Origin of the sequence: Saccharothrix sp. S26 (assembly GCF_021390395.1) — a bacterium.
Taxonomy (GTDB): domain Bacteria; phylum Actinomycetota; class Actinomycetes; order Mycobacteriales; family Pseudonocardiaceae; genus Actinosynnema.
Genome location: NZ_JAJUWT010000007.1, coordinates 257,816 through 274,869, shown reverse-complemented (window position 1 = coordinate 274,869; position 17,054 = coordinate 257,816). Strand labels below are relative to the sequence as shown.

Below are 17,054 nucleotides of genomic sequence, written 5' to 3'. Positions count from 1 at the left end.
GCACCGACCGCCCGACGAGGACACCGCCAGTCCCGCGACCGTGACGGCCGGGGACTGGCGGTGTCGAGAACCCGCAGGGGCTACTTGCCGCGCTTCCTGCGCTGCACCCTCGTCTTACGCAGCAGCTTGCGGTGCTTCTTCTTCGACATGCGCTTGCGGCGCTTCTTGATGACCGAGCCCATGCGGGTTCCTTCACTACTAGACGTCGGGGTCTCCACGCGCCGGTGGAGACACCCGTCAAGTGGGCGCGCCGACACCAGGCACGAACGGCCTATGAGTTTACCCGGCTGCCCGGACGGGCCCTCACCCGGCGTCGAAGTAGGCGTTGCGCAGGTACTCGTGGACCGCCTTCTCCGGCACTCTGAACGACTTGCCCACGCGCACCGCCGTCAGCTCACCGGAGTGGACCAGGCGGTACACCGTCATCTTCGACACGCGCATCATCAGCGCGACCTCGGCGACCGTCATGAATCTGACTTGACCGAGTGACTTCTCCTCCGCAGGCATGGATCACCGCGTCCTTCGACACGCGTCGTGCCGTCGGCTTCCCCACCGACGGTTCGACACGCACGTGCTCCCTTGAGGGTAACGGGACGGGTGGGACTGGTGCGACGGCCAATGGCGGTATCAGTCCACCTCGTGGGCGCGTCCCAGTTCCACCGAACGGTCGCGTGCCGCCTCCAGCGCCGCGAGCATCGCCGCGCGCACGCCGTGCCGCTCCAGCTCCCGGATGGCCATGATCGTGGTGCCCGCGGGCGACGTGACGGCCTCGCGCAGGATGGTCGGGTGCTGCCCGCCCTCGTTGAGCATGGCGGCCGCGCCGACCGCCGACTGGATGATCAGGCTGCTGGCGAGGTCGCGCGGGATGCCGAGCAGGATGCCCGCGTCGATCATGGCCTCGACCAGGTAGAAGAAGTACGCGGGGCCGGAGCCGGACAGCGCGGTGACGGCGTCCTGCTGGTTCTCCGGCACGCGGGCGACCTTGCCGACCGTGGTCAGCAGCTCCTCGACCAGGTTCAGGTGCTCGTCGGTGGCGTACTCGCCCGCCGAGATGGCGCTCATCGCCTCGCCGACGAGCATCGGGGTGTTCGGCATGACCCGGACGACCGGCGTGTGGTCGGGCAGCCTGCGCTCGAACAGCGCCGTCGGCAGGCCCGCGCACAGCGACACCACGAGCGTGCCGGGCTTGAGCACGGGTGCCAGCTCGTCCAGCAGCGGTTCGATGTCCTGCGGCTTGACCGCGACCACGAGGACGTCGGCGCGCTGGGCGGCGCCGGGCACGTCCAGGCCCTCCACCCCGTACCGCTCGGTGAGGGCGGCGGCCCGTTCCGGGTGCTTCTCGGTGAACAGCAGGTCGTCGGCCTTGCGCCCGCCTTGCAGCAGCCCCGACAGCAGCGCTTCACCGATCTTGCCTGCCCCCAACACGGCGATGGTCGTCATGCGCCAAGCGTGCCACGGTGGCGCAACGCCGATACCGCAGGTACCCGGGTCAGGTCGCGGGCGTCAGCGCCAACTGCCGCGCCTGGCACACCAGCCGCCCGGTCGAGTCGATCACCACGGCGTCCTCGTCGAACCACTGCCCGTGCACCGCGCTGCACGACACCCGCACGCGCAGCCACCCCGGCGCGGGGTCGGCCCGCAGCAACGCCGTCAGCTGCACGGTCGGCGACCACCCGAACCGGCCCAGGTTGAACGTCACCGGCATCGTGATGTCCCCGGCGACCAGCGCGAAGTACGGGTCGGGCCGCTCGCCCAGCGGACGCGCCCACAGCCGCAGCACCAGCGGGTCGCCCACCCGCCCGTTGAGGAACCCCGCGCCCTTCTGGTCCAGCCGCACGTCGCACACCGCGCCCAGCTTGTACACGCCGCCGGCGCCCATGGACGCCAGGTCGATCGCGTCCGCGGGCGGCGCGGCGGGCATCTCCGGCAGGTCCGCGTAGTCCGGCGGGGCCGTCGGCAGCCGGCCGACCGTCACGGACGCCTCCACGCAGCTGCGCCCGCGCTGCTCCAGCGTCGACGTCACCACGGTCGCCGTCCGCCCCGCCTTGCGCACGTGGGTCCGCACCAGCGCGGGCCCCACCTCGGGCGCGCGCAGGAACTGCGAGCTCACCGCCAGCGGCGCGAGGTCGTCGGCCCCCGGCACGGCCGCCCGGGCGCTGTCCACCGCCGCCCGTGCCACCAGGGCCAGCAGGAAGCCGCCGTGCGGCTTGGGGCCGACCGTCCACTCGGCGGGCAGGGACGCGGTGTACGTGCCGTCGCCGAGGGGGCGGACCGCACTGGCTACCGAGAAGGACACGGGGCTCCTCACGAGCGGCTGACCAGCGAACGCAGGAAGAAAGCGACGTTGGCCGGGCGTTCGGCGAGCCGGCGCATCAGGTACCCGTACCACTGCCCGCCGTACGGCACGTAGACGCGCACGACGTGCCCCTCCGCCGCCAGGTGCCGCTGCTCGGCGGGCCGGACGCCGTAGAGCATCTGGAACTCGAAGTCGTCGACCGACTTGCCGTACCAGCGGGCGCGCTCGCCGATGATCTCGATCAGGCGGGGGTCGTGGGTGGCGAACATCGGGTAGCCGGAGCCGGCCAGCAGGACGTTGGCGCAGCGCACGTAGTTCAGGTCGACCTCGTGCGGGTCGAGGTGGGCCACCGACGGCGGCTCGGCGTACGCGCCCTTGCACAGCCGGACCCGCGTGTCGGCGAGCTCGCGCACGTCGTCCAGGGTGCGGCGCAGGTACGCCTGGAGCACCGCGCCGACCGACGGCCAGTGGCGGCGCAGCTCGGCGAGCACGCGCAGGGTCGCGTCGGTGGTGGTGTGGTCCTCCATGTCGACGGTGACCGTGGTGCCCGCCTGCTCGGCGGCGGCGCAGACGCGGGAGGCGTTGTCCAGGGCGAGCGTCTCGCCCAGGCCGAGGCCGACGGCGGACAGCTTCACGCTGACCTCGGCGTCCGCGGCGAGGCCGACGTCGTGCAGCTGGTCGAGCAGCTCCAGGTAGGCGCGCACGGTGCGTTCGGCGGTGGCGCGGTCGGTGGTGTCCTCGCCGAGGCGGTCGAGGGTGACGCGCAGGCCGTTGCCGATCAGCCGGCCGGCCGCGTCGATCGCGTCGGCGGTGGTCTCCCCGGCGACGAACCGGCGCACCACGTCCCGGCTGATCGGGGCGGTCGCGACGACCCGGCGCACCGCGTCGTTGCCCGCGGCGGCGAGGATCAACGTGCGCAACGGGTTCACGATCAAGACCCTAGCCGCTGACCGGCGCGGGAGCGGCCGCGAGTTCGCCGTCGGTCGACCCGAGCGTTGAATTCAGGGGTTCTGAACGTAGGACACACGCGTTCTGAACGTAGGACACGCGCGACGCGAACGTAGGACTCTCGCGTTCTGGACGTAGGACTCGCGCGGGGGTCAGAGGTGGAGGCGGGCGAAGAGGAGCGATTCGGAGAGCAGTTCGGCGCGTTCGGCGGCGGTGCGGGCGCGGCGGGTGTTGACCTCCAGCACGACCTGGCCGGTGAAGCCCGTGCGGGTCAGGTGGGACAGCAGCTCGGCGCACGGCTGCGTGCCCCGGCCGGGCACCAGGTGCTCGTCCTTGGGCAGGCCCGAGCCATCGGCCAGGTGCACGTGGGTCAGCCCTTCGCCCATGCGCTTGGCCAGCTCCATCGCGTCCACGTGCGCGGCGGACGCGTGCGACAGGTCCAGCGTGTAGTTGCGGTGACCGACGTCGGTCGGGTCGATCGACGGGCGGAACGCCGTGACCTGCACCGACCGCCCCCGGCCCAGCGGTCGCCGCACCGGGAACATGTTCTCCACCGCGATCGCCACGCCGCTGGCGTCCTCCAACGACGAGACCAGCTCGGCGAACCCCTCGGCGTAGCGCCGCTGCCACACGAACGGCGGGTGCAGCACGACCGTGCGCGCACCCAGGTCGGACGCCGCCTGGACGCTGCGCCGCAGCCGCTCGGCCGGGTCCGGCGACCACACCCGCTGGCTGATCAGCAGGCACGGCGCGTGCACGGCCAGCACCGGCACCCCGTAGCGCTTGGACAGCCGGTCGACCGCCTTCACGTCCTGGCTCACCGGGTCGGCCCACACCATGACCTCGACCCCGTCGTACCCCAGCTCCGCCGCCGCCTCGAACGCGGCGCCCGCGGGCTGCGGCCAGACGGCCGCGGTGGACAGGCCGACCGGGATCAACTGTTCACCAGCAGCATCGCCGCGGGCGACACCGTCACGATCAGCCCGACCAGCACGGCCAGGACGGTGGTCTGGAGGTCGTCCGCGCGGCGGATCTTGCGGACCATCATCACCAGGCCGACGGTCACCGCCAGCGCCACGACCAGCGCCGCGGGCGCGGCCGTGCGCCACAGGAAGTTGAAGCCCAGCCACAGCGCCGCGCCGCCGATCACGCCCGCCGCGAGCTGGCCGATCATGAGCAGCCACTCCTTGCCGGCGGAGCGGTCGGCGGGCCGTTCGTCGTCGAGGTCGTCGTCGAGGTCGGCCAGCCCGGCCGGCTCGTCGTCGTCGAGGTCGCGGCGCTGGAAGTCACGGCTCGGGTAGTCGTCGTCCTCGTCCTCTTCGTCGAGGTCGACATAGGGGTGGAACGCCGTGCTCTCCTGCTCCACCACCTCTTCGGGCTCGTCGTCGCCGAACCAGTCCTCGGCGGTCTGGTCGGGCAGCGGGTCGGGCAGCCGCGGCGGCGCGGGCGGCACGATCAGCACCGACTCGGTCGGCAACGACTCCAGCGGCACGTTCGGCGTCAGCTTGTCGGTGATGCGCGGCATCACCTCGGTGGCGGGCTCGCGCACCGGCGGCTTCACCGCGGGCGGCGCGCCGGGCGGCACGGGCCGCACGAGGTTCGAGCGCGACGGCTCGGGCTTGACCGGCGGCGCGGGCAGGCTGGGCCGGGACGGTTCGCCCTGGTAGTCGGCCACGACCGGCGGCACGACCCGGGTCTCCTCGGCGGGGTCGACCTCGGGCGCGCGTCTGCGCCCGGTCTCGGCCTTCTGCGGCGGCTCCAGCCGCGCGGGCGGCGGTTCCAGCCGGGCGGCGGGCGGCTCCAGCCGGGACACCGGCGGTTCCGGGCGCGCGGCGGGCGGCTCCGGCCGCGACAGCGGGGGCGGTGGCGGCTGGTAGGCGGTGCGCTCGGCGTCGACCGACCGCTGCCGCTGCGGCAACGGCGGTGGTGGTGGTGGTGGCGCGGCGGGCGGCGGCTCGGGCTCGTCCCGGATCGCGCGCAACCGACCGCTGTCGGAGTTGACGCGGTCGATGATCGCCTGCGGAGCGGTGTCCGAGGTCTCTTCGGCCCGGCGCCGTCGCCGACGCGGCGTCACCTCGCCGGAGCCCCCGCCGTACTGGGCGAGCAACTCCGCGACGGTGCGCTGGGTCTGCTCCGACTCGCTCTCTCGACTCATCAACTCCACCGTGCCCCGTGGCGGCCAGTCCGTCCAGTGTCACCCGTCCGGCGGGTGTGGTCCGGCGGGGTGTCCAGGTCCGAACCGTCAGTGTGGTCCAGCCGACGCAGGATGACACCTTCCCGCAGGGCCCAGGGGCAAATCTCCAGCTCGGCCAGTGACAGGGCTCGCATCGTGGCCTCCGCCACCAGAGCGCCCGCCACCAGCTGGTGAGCGCGGCTGGAGCTCACCCCTTCGAGCTCGGCCAGGTCGGCCGCGGACATCCGGGAGATGAACGCGATGAGCTGCCGCAGCCCCGAGTCGGTGAGCACGCGCCGCGCGCGCGGACCGGCCGACGACGGCGCCGCGCCGGTCAGCCTGGCCAGCGTGCGGAACGTCTTCGACGTCGCGACCACTCGATCGGGTGTACCCACTCGACGGATCTTCTTCGCCACCGGCGCCAGCTGGTCGGCCAGCCACTCGGTGGTCTCGCGCACCTCGGCCCGGGTCGGCGGGTCGTGGCGGAACCGGGTCCGGGTCAGCCTGCCCGCGCCCAACGGCACCGAGAACGCCTCCTCCGGCTCCTCGTCCACGCCGACCGCCAGCTCCAGCGACCCGCCGCCGATGTCCAGGCACAGCAGCCTGCCCGCCGACCAGCCGTACCAGCGGCGCACGGCGAGGAACGTGTACCGCGCCTCGTCCTCGCCCGACAGCACCCGCAGGTCCACGCCGGTCTCGGCGCGCACGCGCTCCAGCACGTCGGCGGAGTTGCCCGCCTCGCGCACCGCGGACGTGGCGAACGCCATCAGGTCCTCGCAGCCCAACCGCTGCGCCGCCGCCTTGGCGGCGGCGACGGCACGCACGAGCTGGTCGGCGCCCTCGCGGCCGAGCAGCCCGGCGCCGTCCAGCTGCTCCGCGAGGCGCAGCACGGACTTCTCCGAGCTCATCGGCGTCGGGTGGGCACCCCGATGAGCGTCCACCACCAAGAGGTGGACGGTGTTGGACCCGACATCAAGCACCCCGAGGCGCACGCGGTGCACCGTACCTGGTCGGGGTGGTCAGGATTCGAACTTGTATCCCAGTCCGCGCACGGTGACCAGGTGGCGCGGGGCCGACGGGTCGGGCTCGATCTTGGACCGCAGCCGCTTGACGTGCACGTCCAGGGTCTTGGTGTCCCCGACGTAGTCCGCGCCCCACACCCGGTCGATCAGTTGGCCGCGGGTCAACACCCGGCCGACGTTGCGCAGCAGGTACTCCAGGAGGTCGAACTCCTTGAGCGGCAGGCTCACCTCGGCGCCGTCCACGGTCACCACGTGCCGCTCGACGTCCATCCGCACCGGGCCCGCCTCCAGGACCTGCGGCAGCAGCTCCTCGGACTCGCCGCCGCGGCGCAGCACGGCGCGGATGCGGGCGATCAGCTCGCGCGCCGAGTACGGCTTGGTGACGTAGTCGTCCGCGCCCAGTTCGAGGCCCACGACCTTGTCGATCTCGCTGTCCCGCGCCGTGACCATGATCACCGGCACGGCCGAGCGCGCGCGCAGCTGCTTGCAGACGTCCGTGCCGCTCATCCCGGGCAGCATGAGGTCCAGCAGGACGATGTCGGCGCCGTTGCGGTCGAACTCCTCCAGCGCCTCCTGGCCGTTGGCCGCGAGCGCCGCGGTGAAGCCCTCCTTGCGCAGCAGGAAGGCGAGCGGATCGGAGAAGGACTCCTCGTCCTCCACGATGAGCACCCTGGTCACAGCTCTCCTCCGTGGTTGCCGCCCGCGCCGCTCGGCACGGGGCTCGCCAGCTCCTGCTTGGTCAGGTCCTGGGTGGGCTCGTCCTGGTCGGGATGAGCCGGGATGCGCAGCGTGAACGTGGAGCCGGTGCCCGGCAGGCTCCACAGCTTCACCTCGCCGCCGTGGTTGTTGGCGACGTGCTTGACGATGGCCAGGCCGAGCCCGGTGCCGCCGGTGGCGCGCGAGCGGGCCTTGTCGACCCGGTAGAACCGCTCGAACACGCGGGTCTGCTGGTCCTCGGCGATGCCGATGCCGCGGTCGGTGACGGCGATCTCCACGAAACCGTCCACGAGCTTGCGGCTGACCGACACGGGGCTGCCCGGCGGCGAGTACGCGACCGCGTTCTCCAGCAGGTTGCTCAACGCGGTGACCAGCAACGTCCGGTCGCCCTCGACCTCGAGGCCGCTCGGCTCGTCGGTGGTGATCTCGATGTCGGCGGACTCGGCGGACAGCTTCGAGCGGCTCAGCGCCTCGTCCACGACCACGTCGACCTCGACCCGGCTGAGCTCCGGCAGCTTCTCCGCGCCCTGCAACCGCGACAGCGCGATCAGCTCCGTGACCAGGGTGCCCAGCCGGGTGGCCTCCTGCATGATCTTGGCGCTGAACCGGCGGACCTCCTCCCGGTCGTCCGCGGCGTCCAGCACCGCCTCGGCCAGCAGCGCGAGCGCGCCGACCGGGGTCTTCAGCTCGTGGCTGACGTTGGCCACGAAGTCGCGCCGGGTGGCCTCCAGCCGCACCGACTCCGACTCGTCGGTGGCGTCGACCACGACGAAGCCCTCGGTCAGCACCTTGACCGTGGCGTGCACGGCCTGCGGCTGGCGGCCCTTGATGACCTCGAGCGACGACAGGTCGACCGCGATCACCCCGCCGTTGCGGCGGGCCATCTCGGCGGCGCGCCTGGCCCGGTCGTCCACCCGGTTGTTGCGCACCACGCCGAGCTCCTCGGCGCGGGCGTTGTGCAGCACGACGTCACCGAAACCGTTGAGCACGGCGATGCCGTCGGGCGAGGAGTGGACGACCATGGCCATCAGGTCGGCGACGGTGAGGCCCTTGGGGCGCGCCTCGCGGGTGCGTGCGGTGGCCCGCCCGGCGAGAAACGCGGTGCCGCCGATCAGCAGAGCGCCGATCGACAGGACGAGGTAACCCGTTGCGGTCACGAGCGCATCGTAAGCAGCTCAGCCGGGGTGCGGCCTAGTGCTCAGGCGTGGTTCGTGACTCCTGCGACACCGTCCGGCACCTAAGTTCTCCCGGCAGACGACCGGTGTTCACCCAATCGTGTCCAATTGAGTCAGGTCGTGTTCGGACAGGTGCAGATCGGCCGACGCGAGGTTCTCCTCCAGGTGACGCGTGGAGGACGTGCCGGGGATGAGGAGCACGTTCGGCGCGCGGTGCAGCAGCCACGCCAGGGCGACCTGGCGCTCGGTCGCGCCGTGCCTCGACGCGACCTCGCGCAGGGTCTCGTGCTGCACCGGCGTGAAGCCGCCGAGCGGGAAGAACGGCACGTAGGCGATGCCCTCGGCGGTGGTGCGGTCGAGCATCTTGTCGTCCTGGCGCGCGGCGACGTTGTAGAGGTTCTGCACGCACACCACGGGCGCGATCGCCAGGGCCTGGTCCAGGTGGTGCTCGTGGACGTTGCTCAGCCCGAGGTCGCGGATCAGGCCCTGGTCGCGCAGCTCGGCGAGCACGGCGAACGGCTCCTCGACCGACTCCGGGTCGTGCTCGCCGCCGATGCGGAGGTTCACCACGTCGAGCCGCTCCAGGCCGAGTCGGCGCAGGTTGTCGTGCACGGCCTCGCGCAGCTCACGCGGCTCGCGCGCGGGCACCCAGTCACCGTCCGGGGTGCGCCGGTAGCCGACCTTCGTGACGATGGTCAGGTGCTCCGGGTACGGGTGGAGCGCGGCCTTGATCAGCTCGTTGACCACGTGCGGGCCGTAGAAGTCGCTCGTGTCGATGTGGTCCACGCCCAGCTCGACGGCGCGGCGCAGGACGGCCTTGGCGTTCTCCGGGTCGGCGGGCGGGCCGAAGACGTGCTTGCCCGCGAGCTGCATGGCGCCGTACCCGACGCGGTTGAGGTTCAGCATGGTGTCCACGATCGCCGTCAGCGATCAGGCCCGCTGGGATTGGCAGCTTGCTGCCATGCTCGTTGACGTGGAGACGGTGACCGTGGTGCGCGGCGAGGCCGAGCTGTACGAGCGGACGGCGCACCTGTTCGCGGCGACCAGGACCGAGCTGCTGTGCGCGGCGAACGCCCTGCGCACGTGGATGGGCACGCACCCGCGCACCGGCATCGCGCAGCACCCGCCGGGCCTGCGGGTGCGCAAGCTGTTCCGGCTGAGCACGCTGCTCGACCCGAGGTGGGCCGACCACGCGCGGCACATGGCCGACCACGGCGCGGACGTGCGGGTGACCGCGCACGACGTGAACGAGACGATCGTGCTGGACGGCCGGGTGGTGATCCTGGCGGGCGACGAGTCGCACGGGCCGCGCAGCTACAGCGTGATCACGCAGCCGGAGGTGGTGCACGGCATCGCGTCGCTGTTCGAGGCGGCGTGGCGGGCGGGCACCGAGCTGGCCGTGCACGAGGCGCGGATGGCCGAGCTGCGGGCGTTCATGCCGGGGGTGCTGGACGCGTTGAACGAGGGCTGGACGGACGAGACGGCGGCACGCGCGCTGGGCGTGTCCCTGCGCACGTACCGCCGTCGCGTGGCGGAGCTGATGGCCGCCCTGGGCGCGTCGTCCCGGTTCCAGGCCGGGGCGCGGGCCCGCGAGCTGGGCCTGGTCTGACTACCGCCCCTGGTTGGCGACGGCCTTGATGGCGTCCGCCGCCGCGTCCGGGTCGAGGTACTCGCCGCCGGGCTTGAGCGGCTTCAGCTCGTCGTCCAGGTCGTAGCGCAGCGGGATGCCGGTGGGGATGTTCAGGCCCGCGATCGCCTCGTCGGAGATGCCGTCGAGGTGCTTGACCAGGGCGCGCAGCGAGTTGCCGTGCGCGGCGACGAGCACCGTCCGGCCGGTGCGCAGGTCGGGCACGATCGCGGACTCCCAGTACGGGATCATCCGCTTGACCACGTCCAGCAGGCACTCGGTGAGCGGCAGGTCGGGGCCGAGGTCGGCGTAGCGGGGGTCGCTGTCCTGGCTGAACTCGGTGCCGGGCTCGATCGGCGGCGGCGGGGTGTCGTAGGAGCGGCGCCAGAGCATGAACTGCTCCTCGCCGAACTCCTCCAGCGTCTGCTTCTTGTTCTTGCCCTGGAGCGCGCCGTAGTGGCGCTCGTTGAGCCGCCAGTCCCGGCGGACCGGGATCCAGTGCCGGTCGGCGGCGTCGAGGGCGAGGTTGGCGGTGCCGATGGCCCGCCGCAGCAACGACGTGTGCACCACCTCGGGCAGCACGCCCGCTTCGCGCAGCAGCACGCCGCCGCGCTTGGCCTCCTCCACCCCCTTCTCCGAGAGGGGGACGTCCACCCAACCGGTGAACAGGTTCTCCGCGTTCCAGACGCTCTCGCCGTGGCGGAGCAGCACCAGCGTTCCGACAGCCATGGGCGTCAGCCTGCCAGATGGACCGGCCGGCCTCACGCCGGTGGCAGGTGTGATCTTGATCGGTGCAGCCGAGCGGCCGGGTCGGGCCTCTCGCGGGCCCGACCCGAAGCCCGATCAGCCGCCGAGCGCGCCGCCGCCGAGGCCGCCGAGGCCGCCCAAGCCGCCGAGGGCCCCGCCGCCCAGGCCGCTGCCGAGGCCCGAGGTCGTCTGGCCCACCACCGCGCCGAGCGCCGTCTGAAGCGCGGCCAGCGGGCTGGTGCGGGGCACCTCGTCCATCGCGGACGCGTTGGCGGTCGGTGCGACGAGCAGGACGACGGCGGTGGCGCCGGCCGCGACGGCCAGCCTTCCGAGGATGCGCATGCGTGTGTTCTCCGATGTGTGATTCCGATTCGCACCCGACATGGTTGTGGAACGCGACCGGTCCGGCTCGCCGAGCAACCGGGATCAACACCATCGGGTGGCCCCGACCGCGCGCTCACCGCCGGGGCTCCCGCGAACCGCCTCAGGCCGACGCTCCCGCCTCCCGCGCCCGCGGGTCCTCGAGGGGGTTGTGTCCGGTGGGGCCGAGTCGATCGCGTGGGAGTCGGAGGGGCCGGTCTCACCGGGTGCCGATCCAGGAGTGGGACATCGTGCCGGGCAGCAACCGGGTCGCCACCGTGCAGGAGGCGTGCAGAAGGCAGGGCGCGTAGCGAGGCCCCCGGCGTGATCTCCGCCGGGGGCCTCCTTGTTCAGCCGTGGTTCAAGCGGCTCACCTGCGCCAACCCGTCACGTGATCAACTGGCCTCGCGGGCGCGGAGGTCCTTGCGCAGGATCTTGCCCGAGGCCGACTTCGGGATGGCCTCGATGAACTCCACGACCCGCACCTTCTTGTGCGGGGCGACCTGGGAGGCCACGAACTCCATCACGCCGGACTCGTCCAGCGCCGCGCCCGGCTGGCGGACGACGAACGCCTTCGGCACCTCCTCGCCCTCCTCGTCGCGCACGCCGACCACGGCCGCGTCCGCGATCTCCGGGTGGGTGAGCAGCAGGGCCTCCAGCTCGGCGGGCGGTACCTGGTAGCCCTTGTACTTGATCAGCTCCTTGACCCGGTCGACGATGCTGACCAGGCCGTCCTCGTCGATCACGGCGACGTCACCGGTGTGCAGCCAGCCCTCGTCGTCCAGCGTGGCGGCGGTGGCCTCGGGGTTGTTCAGGTAGCCCTTCATGACGTTCGGGCCGCGGCACCACAGCTCGCCGCGCTCGCCGACGCCGACGTCCTCGCCGGTGGCCGGGTCCACGAAGCGGCACTCCATGTTCGGCGCGATGACGCCCACCGTGCCGACGGAGATGTCGTCGCGGCCGTCCGGGATCGCGTGGCTGACCGGGCTCATCTCGGTCATCCCGTAGCCCTGCGAGACGCGGCAGCCCAGGCGCTCGGCCACGGCGGCGGCGAGGTCGACGTCCAGCGGCGCGGCGCCGGAGAAGATCGTGTCGATGCCGGACAGGTCGTACTGGTCGACCAGCGGGTGCTTGGCCAGCGCCACGGCGACCGGCGGCGCGATGTAGACGCGGTCGGTGCGGTGGTCCTGGATCACGCGCAGGAACTCCGGCAGGTCGAACTTCGGCAGCGTCACCACCGTCGCGCCGACGTGCAGGCCGTTGTTCATCAGCACCTGCATGCCGTAGATGTGGAAGAACGGCAGCACGGCCAGGATCTTCGTGTGCTCGCCGACCTTGAGCAGCGGCCCGCACTGGACGATGTTGGCGACCAGGTTGCGGTGCGTCAGCATCACGCCCTTGGCCCGGCCGGTCGTGCCGGACGAGTACGGCAGCACGGCCACGTCCTCGGCCGGGTCGATCGACACCTCCGGCGTCGGCTCGGAGTTCGCCAGCAGCGACGACAGGCTGGGGTAGCCCTCGGCGGCGTCGAGCACGACCACGTCGGAGATGCCCGCCTTCCGTGCGCCCGGCGCGGCGTTGGGCAGCAGCACGGACACCGTGAACAGCATCTTCGCGCCCGCGTCGGCGAGTTGGTGCGCCACCTCGTCCGCGGTGTAGAGGGCGTTGATGGTGGTGGCGGTCGCGCCCGCGCGCAGGATGCCGTGGAACACGACCGCGTAGTACGGGGTGTTCGGGCTGAGGATGCCGACCACGTCGCCCTTGCCGATCCCCCTGGCGGCCAGCGCGGCGGCCAGGCGGTCGACCGCGCCGGCCAGTTGTCGGTACGTCAGCGACGCGCCCGAGGTGCCGTCGACCAGGGCCACGCGGTCGGCCCGCCCGCCGAGGTCGGCGAACAGCAACTCGTGCAGCGTGACGTCCGGGACCACGACATCGGGGTACGGACTGCGGAAGACCATGCGGCTGCCTCATTCATCCAGGGGGCCGGGATCCCGCCATCGTGAGTCAAGCCACATTCCCGGTCAAGGCACGCTACAGCGTTACTTAACTCGGCTAAGAACACACGAACGGACTAGCGCCACCCCTTGTGGGGATCACCGGCGATCTGCCAAGTTGGCAGGGCCTCGCGGGTCGGCTCCCACGCACTCCGCTCGACCGGCGCGGCACCCTCCGCGGTTCGCAATCCCCCCGTCGGACCGCGGACCCGCTGGGAATCCCGGGCTCCCCCCGCCCGGATCCACCGCAGCGGGGACTGACGCGGGGCGGCTTGAACTCGCGACTCCCCCTCTCTCCCAAGCCGCTCCGCGCTCCCGCGCGATGTTGCTCTCAGTAGACTTTTCGTCAGGAAACGTCGCACTACCGGGTGTCACGACGTGCCGGCGGGCGCGGCCTTCCGACGCCGCCGCCACCACAGGAAGCCGAACAGCGGCAGCCCCAGCACCACCGCGAACGGCAGCACGGCACCCAGCACCACCAACAGCCAGGCGAACGCCTCCACCAGCGCCTCCCAGCCACCGGCGAACGCCGCCAGGAAGTCGTTCTCGTCCTCCACCACCGCCTGCGCGCCCACCCCGGTGATCACCACGGTCAGCGTCGACATGGCGACCTGGCCCTTGAGCGCCTCGTACCGGCGCTGCAACGACTCCAGCTCGGACTGCCGGTTGGTCAGCTCGGCCTCGATCTGGGTGATCTCGGACGTCGTCGTGGCGCGGTCGAGCAGCCCTCGCACCCGCTCCACGCTGGCCCGTTGGTTGGCCAGCCGCGCCTCGATGTCCACGACCTGCTCGGTCACGTCCTCGGTCTGCAGCTCGCGCTTGCCGACCTCGACGCCCTCCAGCCGGGCGATCGACTCCAGCACCGGGTCCAGCCGGTCACCGGGCACCTTCACCGTGACCGACGCCCGGTTGGTCTGCGACCTCTCCTGCGCCGAGTACCCGCCCTGGGCCATGACCAGGTCCTTGACCTGGGCCAACACCGCGTTGGAGTCCTGTGCCCGCAGCTCGACGGTCGCCGTGCGCACGAGCTGCCGGTTCTGCTGCGCCGACGTGCCCGCCTGCTGCGCCTCACCCGTGCCCGAGGACTCCTGCTTCGGCGGCGTGCCGCCCCGCTGCGCGTTGTCCTGCGCCGGCGCGTTCGCCACCGCCGGCAGGTCGGCCCCCGACCCCGACGAGTCCGCCCCGCACCCCGCCAGCGCCACCGCCGCGAAAGCGGCGACCACCAGCCCCACCCGTCTGCCCATGTGACCCTCCCTGGTTCGCGGTCACCGGTGGGACGGGTCGCGGGCTCACCCCCGTTGCGCCGGGGTGATCACGATTCGGACACCAGGTGCCGGAAGGCCTGGAGGTTGGCCAGCGACTCGCCGCGCGAGACCCGCCAGTCCCACTCCCGCTGGATAGCGCCGGCGAACCCCAGCTCCAGCAGGGTGTTGAAGTCGCCGTCCGCGGCCTCCACCACCTGCCCGAGCACGCGGTCCAGCTCGTCCGGCGTCACGGCGTGCAGCGCGACCCGGCCGACCAGGTAGATGTCACCGGTGGTGTCGATCGTGTAGTGCACGCCGTACAGCCTGGCGTTGCGCCGCAGCAGGAACCGGTACACCTCCTCGTGCGCCTCGTCCGGTTTGCGGCACACGAACGCCTCGACCACCAGCGCGTGCCTGCCGAGCACCAGCCAGCAGTTCGTCTGGAGCTTCTTCGTGCCGGGCAGGGTCACGAAGAACCGGCCCGGCTCCTTGTGCTCGTAGCGCAGCTCGCGGTCGTCGAGCGTCGAGCGGATCACGTCGTCCAGGCTCAAGCGAAGACCTCCTCGCGGAACACATCACGGGCCTCGGCGTACCCGGCGAGCAGTGATTCAGTCGTCCGGTCCCAGGAGAACCGCCGGGCGTGGCCCACGGCGTTGCTGGCCAGCTCCTCGCGGTGCGCGGGGTCGAGCACGATGCCCGACAGCACCCGTGCCCAGGTCCCGGCCTCGTGCCCGTCCACCAGCGCACCGGACACCCCGTCGCGCACGGCCACCGGCAGCCCGCCGACCGCCGCCGCGACGACCGGCGTGCCGCACGCCTGCGCCTCCAGCGCCACCAGCCCGAACGACTCGTTGTGGCTCGGCACCGCCACCACGTCGGCGGCCCGGTAGACCCGCGCCAACGCCTCACCGCCCTGCGGCGGCAGGAACCGCACCACGTCCGAGATCCGCAGCTCGGCCGCCAACCGCACCAGCTCGTCCGGCGTCTTCATGCCCGACCCGGACGGCCCGCCCACCACCAGCACCACCAACCGCGACCGCAGCCCCGGGTCCCGCGCCACCATCTCCGCCGCCGCGCGCAGCAGCACGTCCGGCGCCTTCAACGGCTGGATCCGCCCCACGAACGCCAGCACGAGGGACTCCGGCCGCAACCCCAACGCCGCCCGCGCCCCGTCCCGGTCACCGGGCGTGAACCGCTCGAGGTCCACCCCCGGCGGCACGACCAGCACCTTCGCCGGGTCCGCGTCGTAGAGCTTGACCAGCTCGGCGGCTTCGACGTCGGTGTTGGCCACGAGCCGGTCCGCCTCGGCGACGACCTGCTCCTCACCGATCACCCGCATCCGCGGCTCGGGGGTGTCGTCGGCCGCCAGCGCCAGGTTCTTCACCTTCGCCAACGTGTGCGCCGTGTGCACCAACGGCACCGCCCACCGCTCCCGCGCCAACCACCCGACCTGCCCGGACAGCCAGTAGTGCGAGTGCACGACGTCGTAGTGACCGGGCTCGTGCCGCGCCTCGGCCCGCAGCACGCCCGCCGTGAAGGCGCACAGCTGACCGGGCAGCTCCTCCTTGCCCAACCCCTCGAACGGCCCGGCGACGACGTGCCGCACCGTCACCCCGGGCGCGAGCTCGGCCACCGGCGGCAACTCCGACGACGTCGCCCGCGTGAAGATCTCCACCGCGATCCCCCGCCGCGCCATCCGCGTGGCCGTCTGCACGATGTAGACGTTCATCCCACCGGCGTCACCGGTGCCGGGCTGCTCCAACGGCGAGGTGTGCACCGACAGCACCGCGACCCGCTTCACCGGGAGACCTCCGCGACGAACCCGGCCAGGTCGGCGGCGAAGCGCTCCGGTCGTTCCAGGAACGGCACGTGGGCAACTCCGTCGTAGCGGCGCAAGTCGGCTCCGGGGATCAGGGCCGCCGCGTACTCCCCGGCGACCGGGTCGACCACCTCGTCGGCGGTGCCGTGCACCACCAGTGTCGGCTTGTCCACCGACTCCAGCACAGCGGCGCTGTCCACGTCCCGCCGGAACACCTCGCGCCGAACCCGCGGCGGCACCCGCAACGCCGTGCCCAGCATCCGCTGCACCACGTCACCACCCAACCCGGGCGCCTGCTCACGGCAGAACCGCGCCAACGCCGGCACCGCCACCTCCGGGTCTTCCGAGAACGCCGCGGGCAACGCCTCCCGCATCACCTTCCCGGTCCGGCCCCCGACCCGCTCGGGCCCGATCTCGGTGATCGCCCCGACCAACACCACCCCGTCGACACCCACGGTCCCGTGTACCCGCAGGTAGTCCGCGATCACCAACCCGCCGTACGACCACCCGACGAGCACCGCGGACCTCCCGACGTGGTCCAGCACGGCCTTGAGGTCCGCCGCCCAAGCCACCGACTCGCGATACCCGTCACCCACCACCTCCGACCCCCCGTGACCGCGCAGGTCAGGCGCGTACGTGCGCAAGGAGGGCAGGGGCGACCACACCTCCCCCGACTGCGCCCAACCGTGCACCAGCACGACCGCCGGCGCATCGACCGGCCCGGACTCGCGGACCGACAGCCGGACGCCCCCGGCCTCGAGGAGAGTGTTCTGCACGACCTACGACAACGCCCAGGTCATCCCATCGCTTCCCGAAGCAAGCGATTTCACGCCATCGCCCTCCACCAACCGGCCACAACGGACCCGGAACCAGCCCACCGAGGCCCGATTTGACATGGGTTCGGGTGCTTTAGGCTGGTCGAAGCCGGGAGT

19 protein-coding genes are annotated in these 17,054 nt (G+C 72.3%); 1 reads left to right on the top strand and 18 read right to left on the bottom strand.

Annotation, left to right across the window (positions count from 1 at the left end):
• Positions 1-80: 80 nt before the first annotated feature.
• From LZG04_RS13750 to LZG04_RS13700, 11 genes are all read right to left on the bottom strand, one after another.
• Complete coding sequence (locus LZG04_RS13750; protein WP_015105422.1) at positions 81-182, bottom strand: 30S ribosomal protein bS22; 102 nt, start codon at positions 180-182, stop codon at positions 81-83.
• A gap of 121 nt (positions 183-303) precedes the next feature.
• Positions 304-507: a helix-turn-helix domain-containing protein gene (locus LZG04_RS13745; RefSeq protein WP_053722699.1), complete on the bottom strand. Its 204-nt coding sequence runs from the start codon at positions 505-507 to the stop codon at positions 304-306.
• A gap of 120 nt (positions 508-627) precedes the next feature.
• The gene (gene proC / locus LZG04_RS13740; protein ID WP_233816775.1) at positions 628-1,440 is read right to left on the bottom strand and encodes a pyrroline-5-carboxylate reductase; all 813 of its coding nucleotides are present in this window, start codon (positions 1,438-1,440) and stop codon (positions 628-630) included.
• A 49-nt stretch (positions 1,441-1,489) separates the two neighbouring features.
• Positions 1,490-2,296: a thioesterase family protein gene (locus tag LZG04_RS13735; protein ID WP_233816772.1), complete on the bottom strand. Its 807-nt coding sequence runs from the start codon at positions 2,294-2,296 to the stop codon at positions 1,490-1,492.
• An 8-nt stretch (positions 2,297-2,304) separates the two neighbouring features.
• Positions 2,305-3,225, bottom strand: coding sequence for a proline dehydrogenase family protein (locus LZG04_RS13730; RefSeq protein WP_233816770.1), 921 nt, complete (start codon positions 3,223-3,225; stop codon positions 2,305-2,307).
• Positions 3,226-3,396: 171 nt separating this feature from the next.
• On the bottom strand, positions 3,397-4,182 hold the full coding sequence (locus LZG04_RS13725) for a sugar phosphate isomerase/epimerase (protein WP_233816768.1): 786 nt from the start codon (positions 4,180-4,182) through the stop codon (positions 3,397-3,399).
• Complete coding sequence (locus tag LZG04_RS13720; RefSeq protein WP_233816766.1) at positions 4,179-5,399, bottom strand: hypothetical protein; 1,221 nt, start codon at positions 5,397-5,399, stop codon at positions 4,179-4,181. The genes LZG04_RS13725 and LZG04_RS13720 overlap by 4 nt, the downstream gene beginning before the upstream one ends.
• Entirely contained in the window at positions 5,399-6,409 is a 1,011-nt protein-coding gene (locus tag LZG04_RS13715) for a Ppx/GppA phosphatase family protein (protein ID WP_233816764.1), read from the bottom strand. Before LZG04_RS13715 ends, LZG04_RS13720 begins: the two co-directional genes overlap by 1 nt.
• 27 nt (positions 6,410-6,436) lie before the next feature.
• Complete coding sequence (locus LZG04_RS13710; RefSeq protein WP_233816762.1) at positions 6,437-7,117, bottom strand: response regulator transcription factor; 681 nt, start codon at positions 7,115-7,117, stop codon at positions 6,437-6,439.
• Positions 7,114-8,313 (bottom strand): cell wall metabolism sensor histidine kinase WalK, encoded by a 1,200-nt coding sequence (locus LZG04_RS13705; RefSeq protein WP_233816760.1) that lies wholly within the window; start codon positions 8,311-8,313, stop codon positions 7,114-7,116. The genes LZG04_RS13710 and LZG04_RS13705 overlap by 4 nt, the downstream gene beginning before the upstream one ends.
• A gap of 108 nt (positions 8,314-8,421) precedes the next feature.
• Positions 8,422-9,237, bottom strand: coding sequence for an oxidoreductase (locus tag LZG04_RS13700; protein ID WP_233816758.1), 816 nt, complete (start codon positions 9,235-9,237; stop codon positions 8,422-8,424).
• A gap of 55 nt (positions 9,238-9,292) precedes the next feature.
• Here LZG04_RS13700 and LZG04_RS13695 point away from each other — a divergent pair, with 55 nt between their 5' ends.
• Positions 9,293-9,940 carry a DNA-binding response regulator gene (locus LZG04_RS13695; RefSeq protein WP_233816756.1) on the top strand — a complete coding sequence of 216 codons (648 nt, stop codon included), beginning with the start codon at positions 9,293-9,295 and terminating at the stop codon, positions 9,938-9,940.
• On the opposite strand, the gene LZG04_RS13690 is transcribed toward LZG04_RS13695, so the two are convergent.
• The 7 genes from LZG04_RS13690 to LZG04_RS13660 form a co-directional block, all read right to left on the bottom strand.
• Entirely contained in the window at positions 9,941-10,687 is a 747-nt protein-coding gene (locus LZG04_RS13690) for a phosphoglyceromutase (protein ID WP_233816754.1), read from the bottom strand.
• A 114-nt stretch (positions 10,688-10,801) separates the two neighbouring features.
• The gene (locus LZG04_RS13685) at positions 10,802-11,047 is read right to left on the bottom strand and encodes a hypothetical protein (protein WP_233816752.1); all 246 of its coding nucleotides are present in this window, start codon (positions 11,045-11,047) and stop codon (positions 10,802-10,804) included.
• A 413-nt stretch (positions 11,048-11,460) separates the two neighbouring features.
• Positions 11,461-13,023, bottom strand: a complete 1,563-nt coding sequence (locus LZG04_RS13680) for a 4-coumarate--CoA ligase family protein (protein ID WP_233816750.1) — start codon at positions 13,021-13,023, stop codon at positions 11,461-11,463.
• A gap of 407 nt (positions 13,024-13,430) precedes the next feature.
• Positions 13,431-14,303 (bottom strand): DUF4349 domain-containing protein, encoded by an 873-nt coding sequence (locus LZG04_RS13675; protein WP_233816748.1) that lies wholly within the window; start codon positions 14,301-14,303, stop codon positions 13,431-13,433.
• 68 nt (positions 14,304-14,371) lie between these two features.
• The gene (locus LZG04_RS13670; RefSeq protein WP_233816745.1) at positions 14,372-14,854 is read right to left on the bottom strand and encodes a YbjN domain-containing protein; all 483 of its coding nucleotides are present in this window, start codon (positions 14,852-14,854) and stop codon (positions 14,372-14,374) included.
• Positions 14,851-16,104: a D-inositol-3-phosphate glycosyltransferase gene (gene mshA / locus LZG04_RS13665; RefSeq protein WP_233816743.1), complete on the bottom strand. Its 1,254-nt coding sequence runs from the start codon at positions 16,102-16,104 to the stop codon at positions 14,851-14,853. The genes LZG04_RS13670 and mshA overlap by 4 nt, the downstream gene beginning before the upstream one ends.
• Positions 16,101-16,898 carry an alpha/beta fold hydrolase gene (locus LZG04_RS13660; RefSeq protein ID WP_233816741.1) on the bottom strand — a complete coding sequence of 266 codons (798 nt, stop codon included), beginning with the start codon at positions 16,896-16,898 and terminating at the stop codon, positions 16,101-16,103. Before LZG04_RS13660 ends, mshA begins: the two co-directional genes overlap by 4 nt.
• Positions 16,899-17,054: the final 156 nt, after the last annotated feature.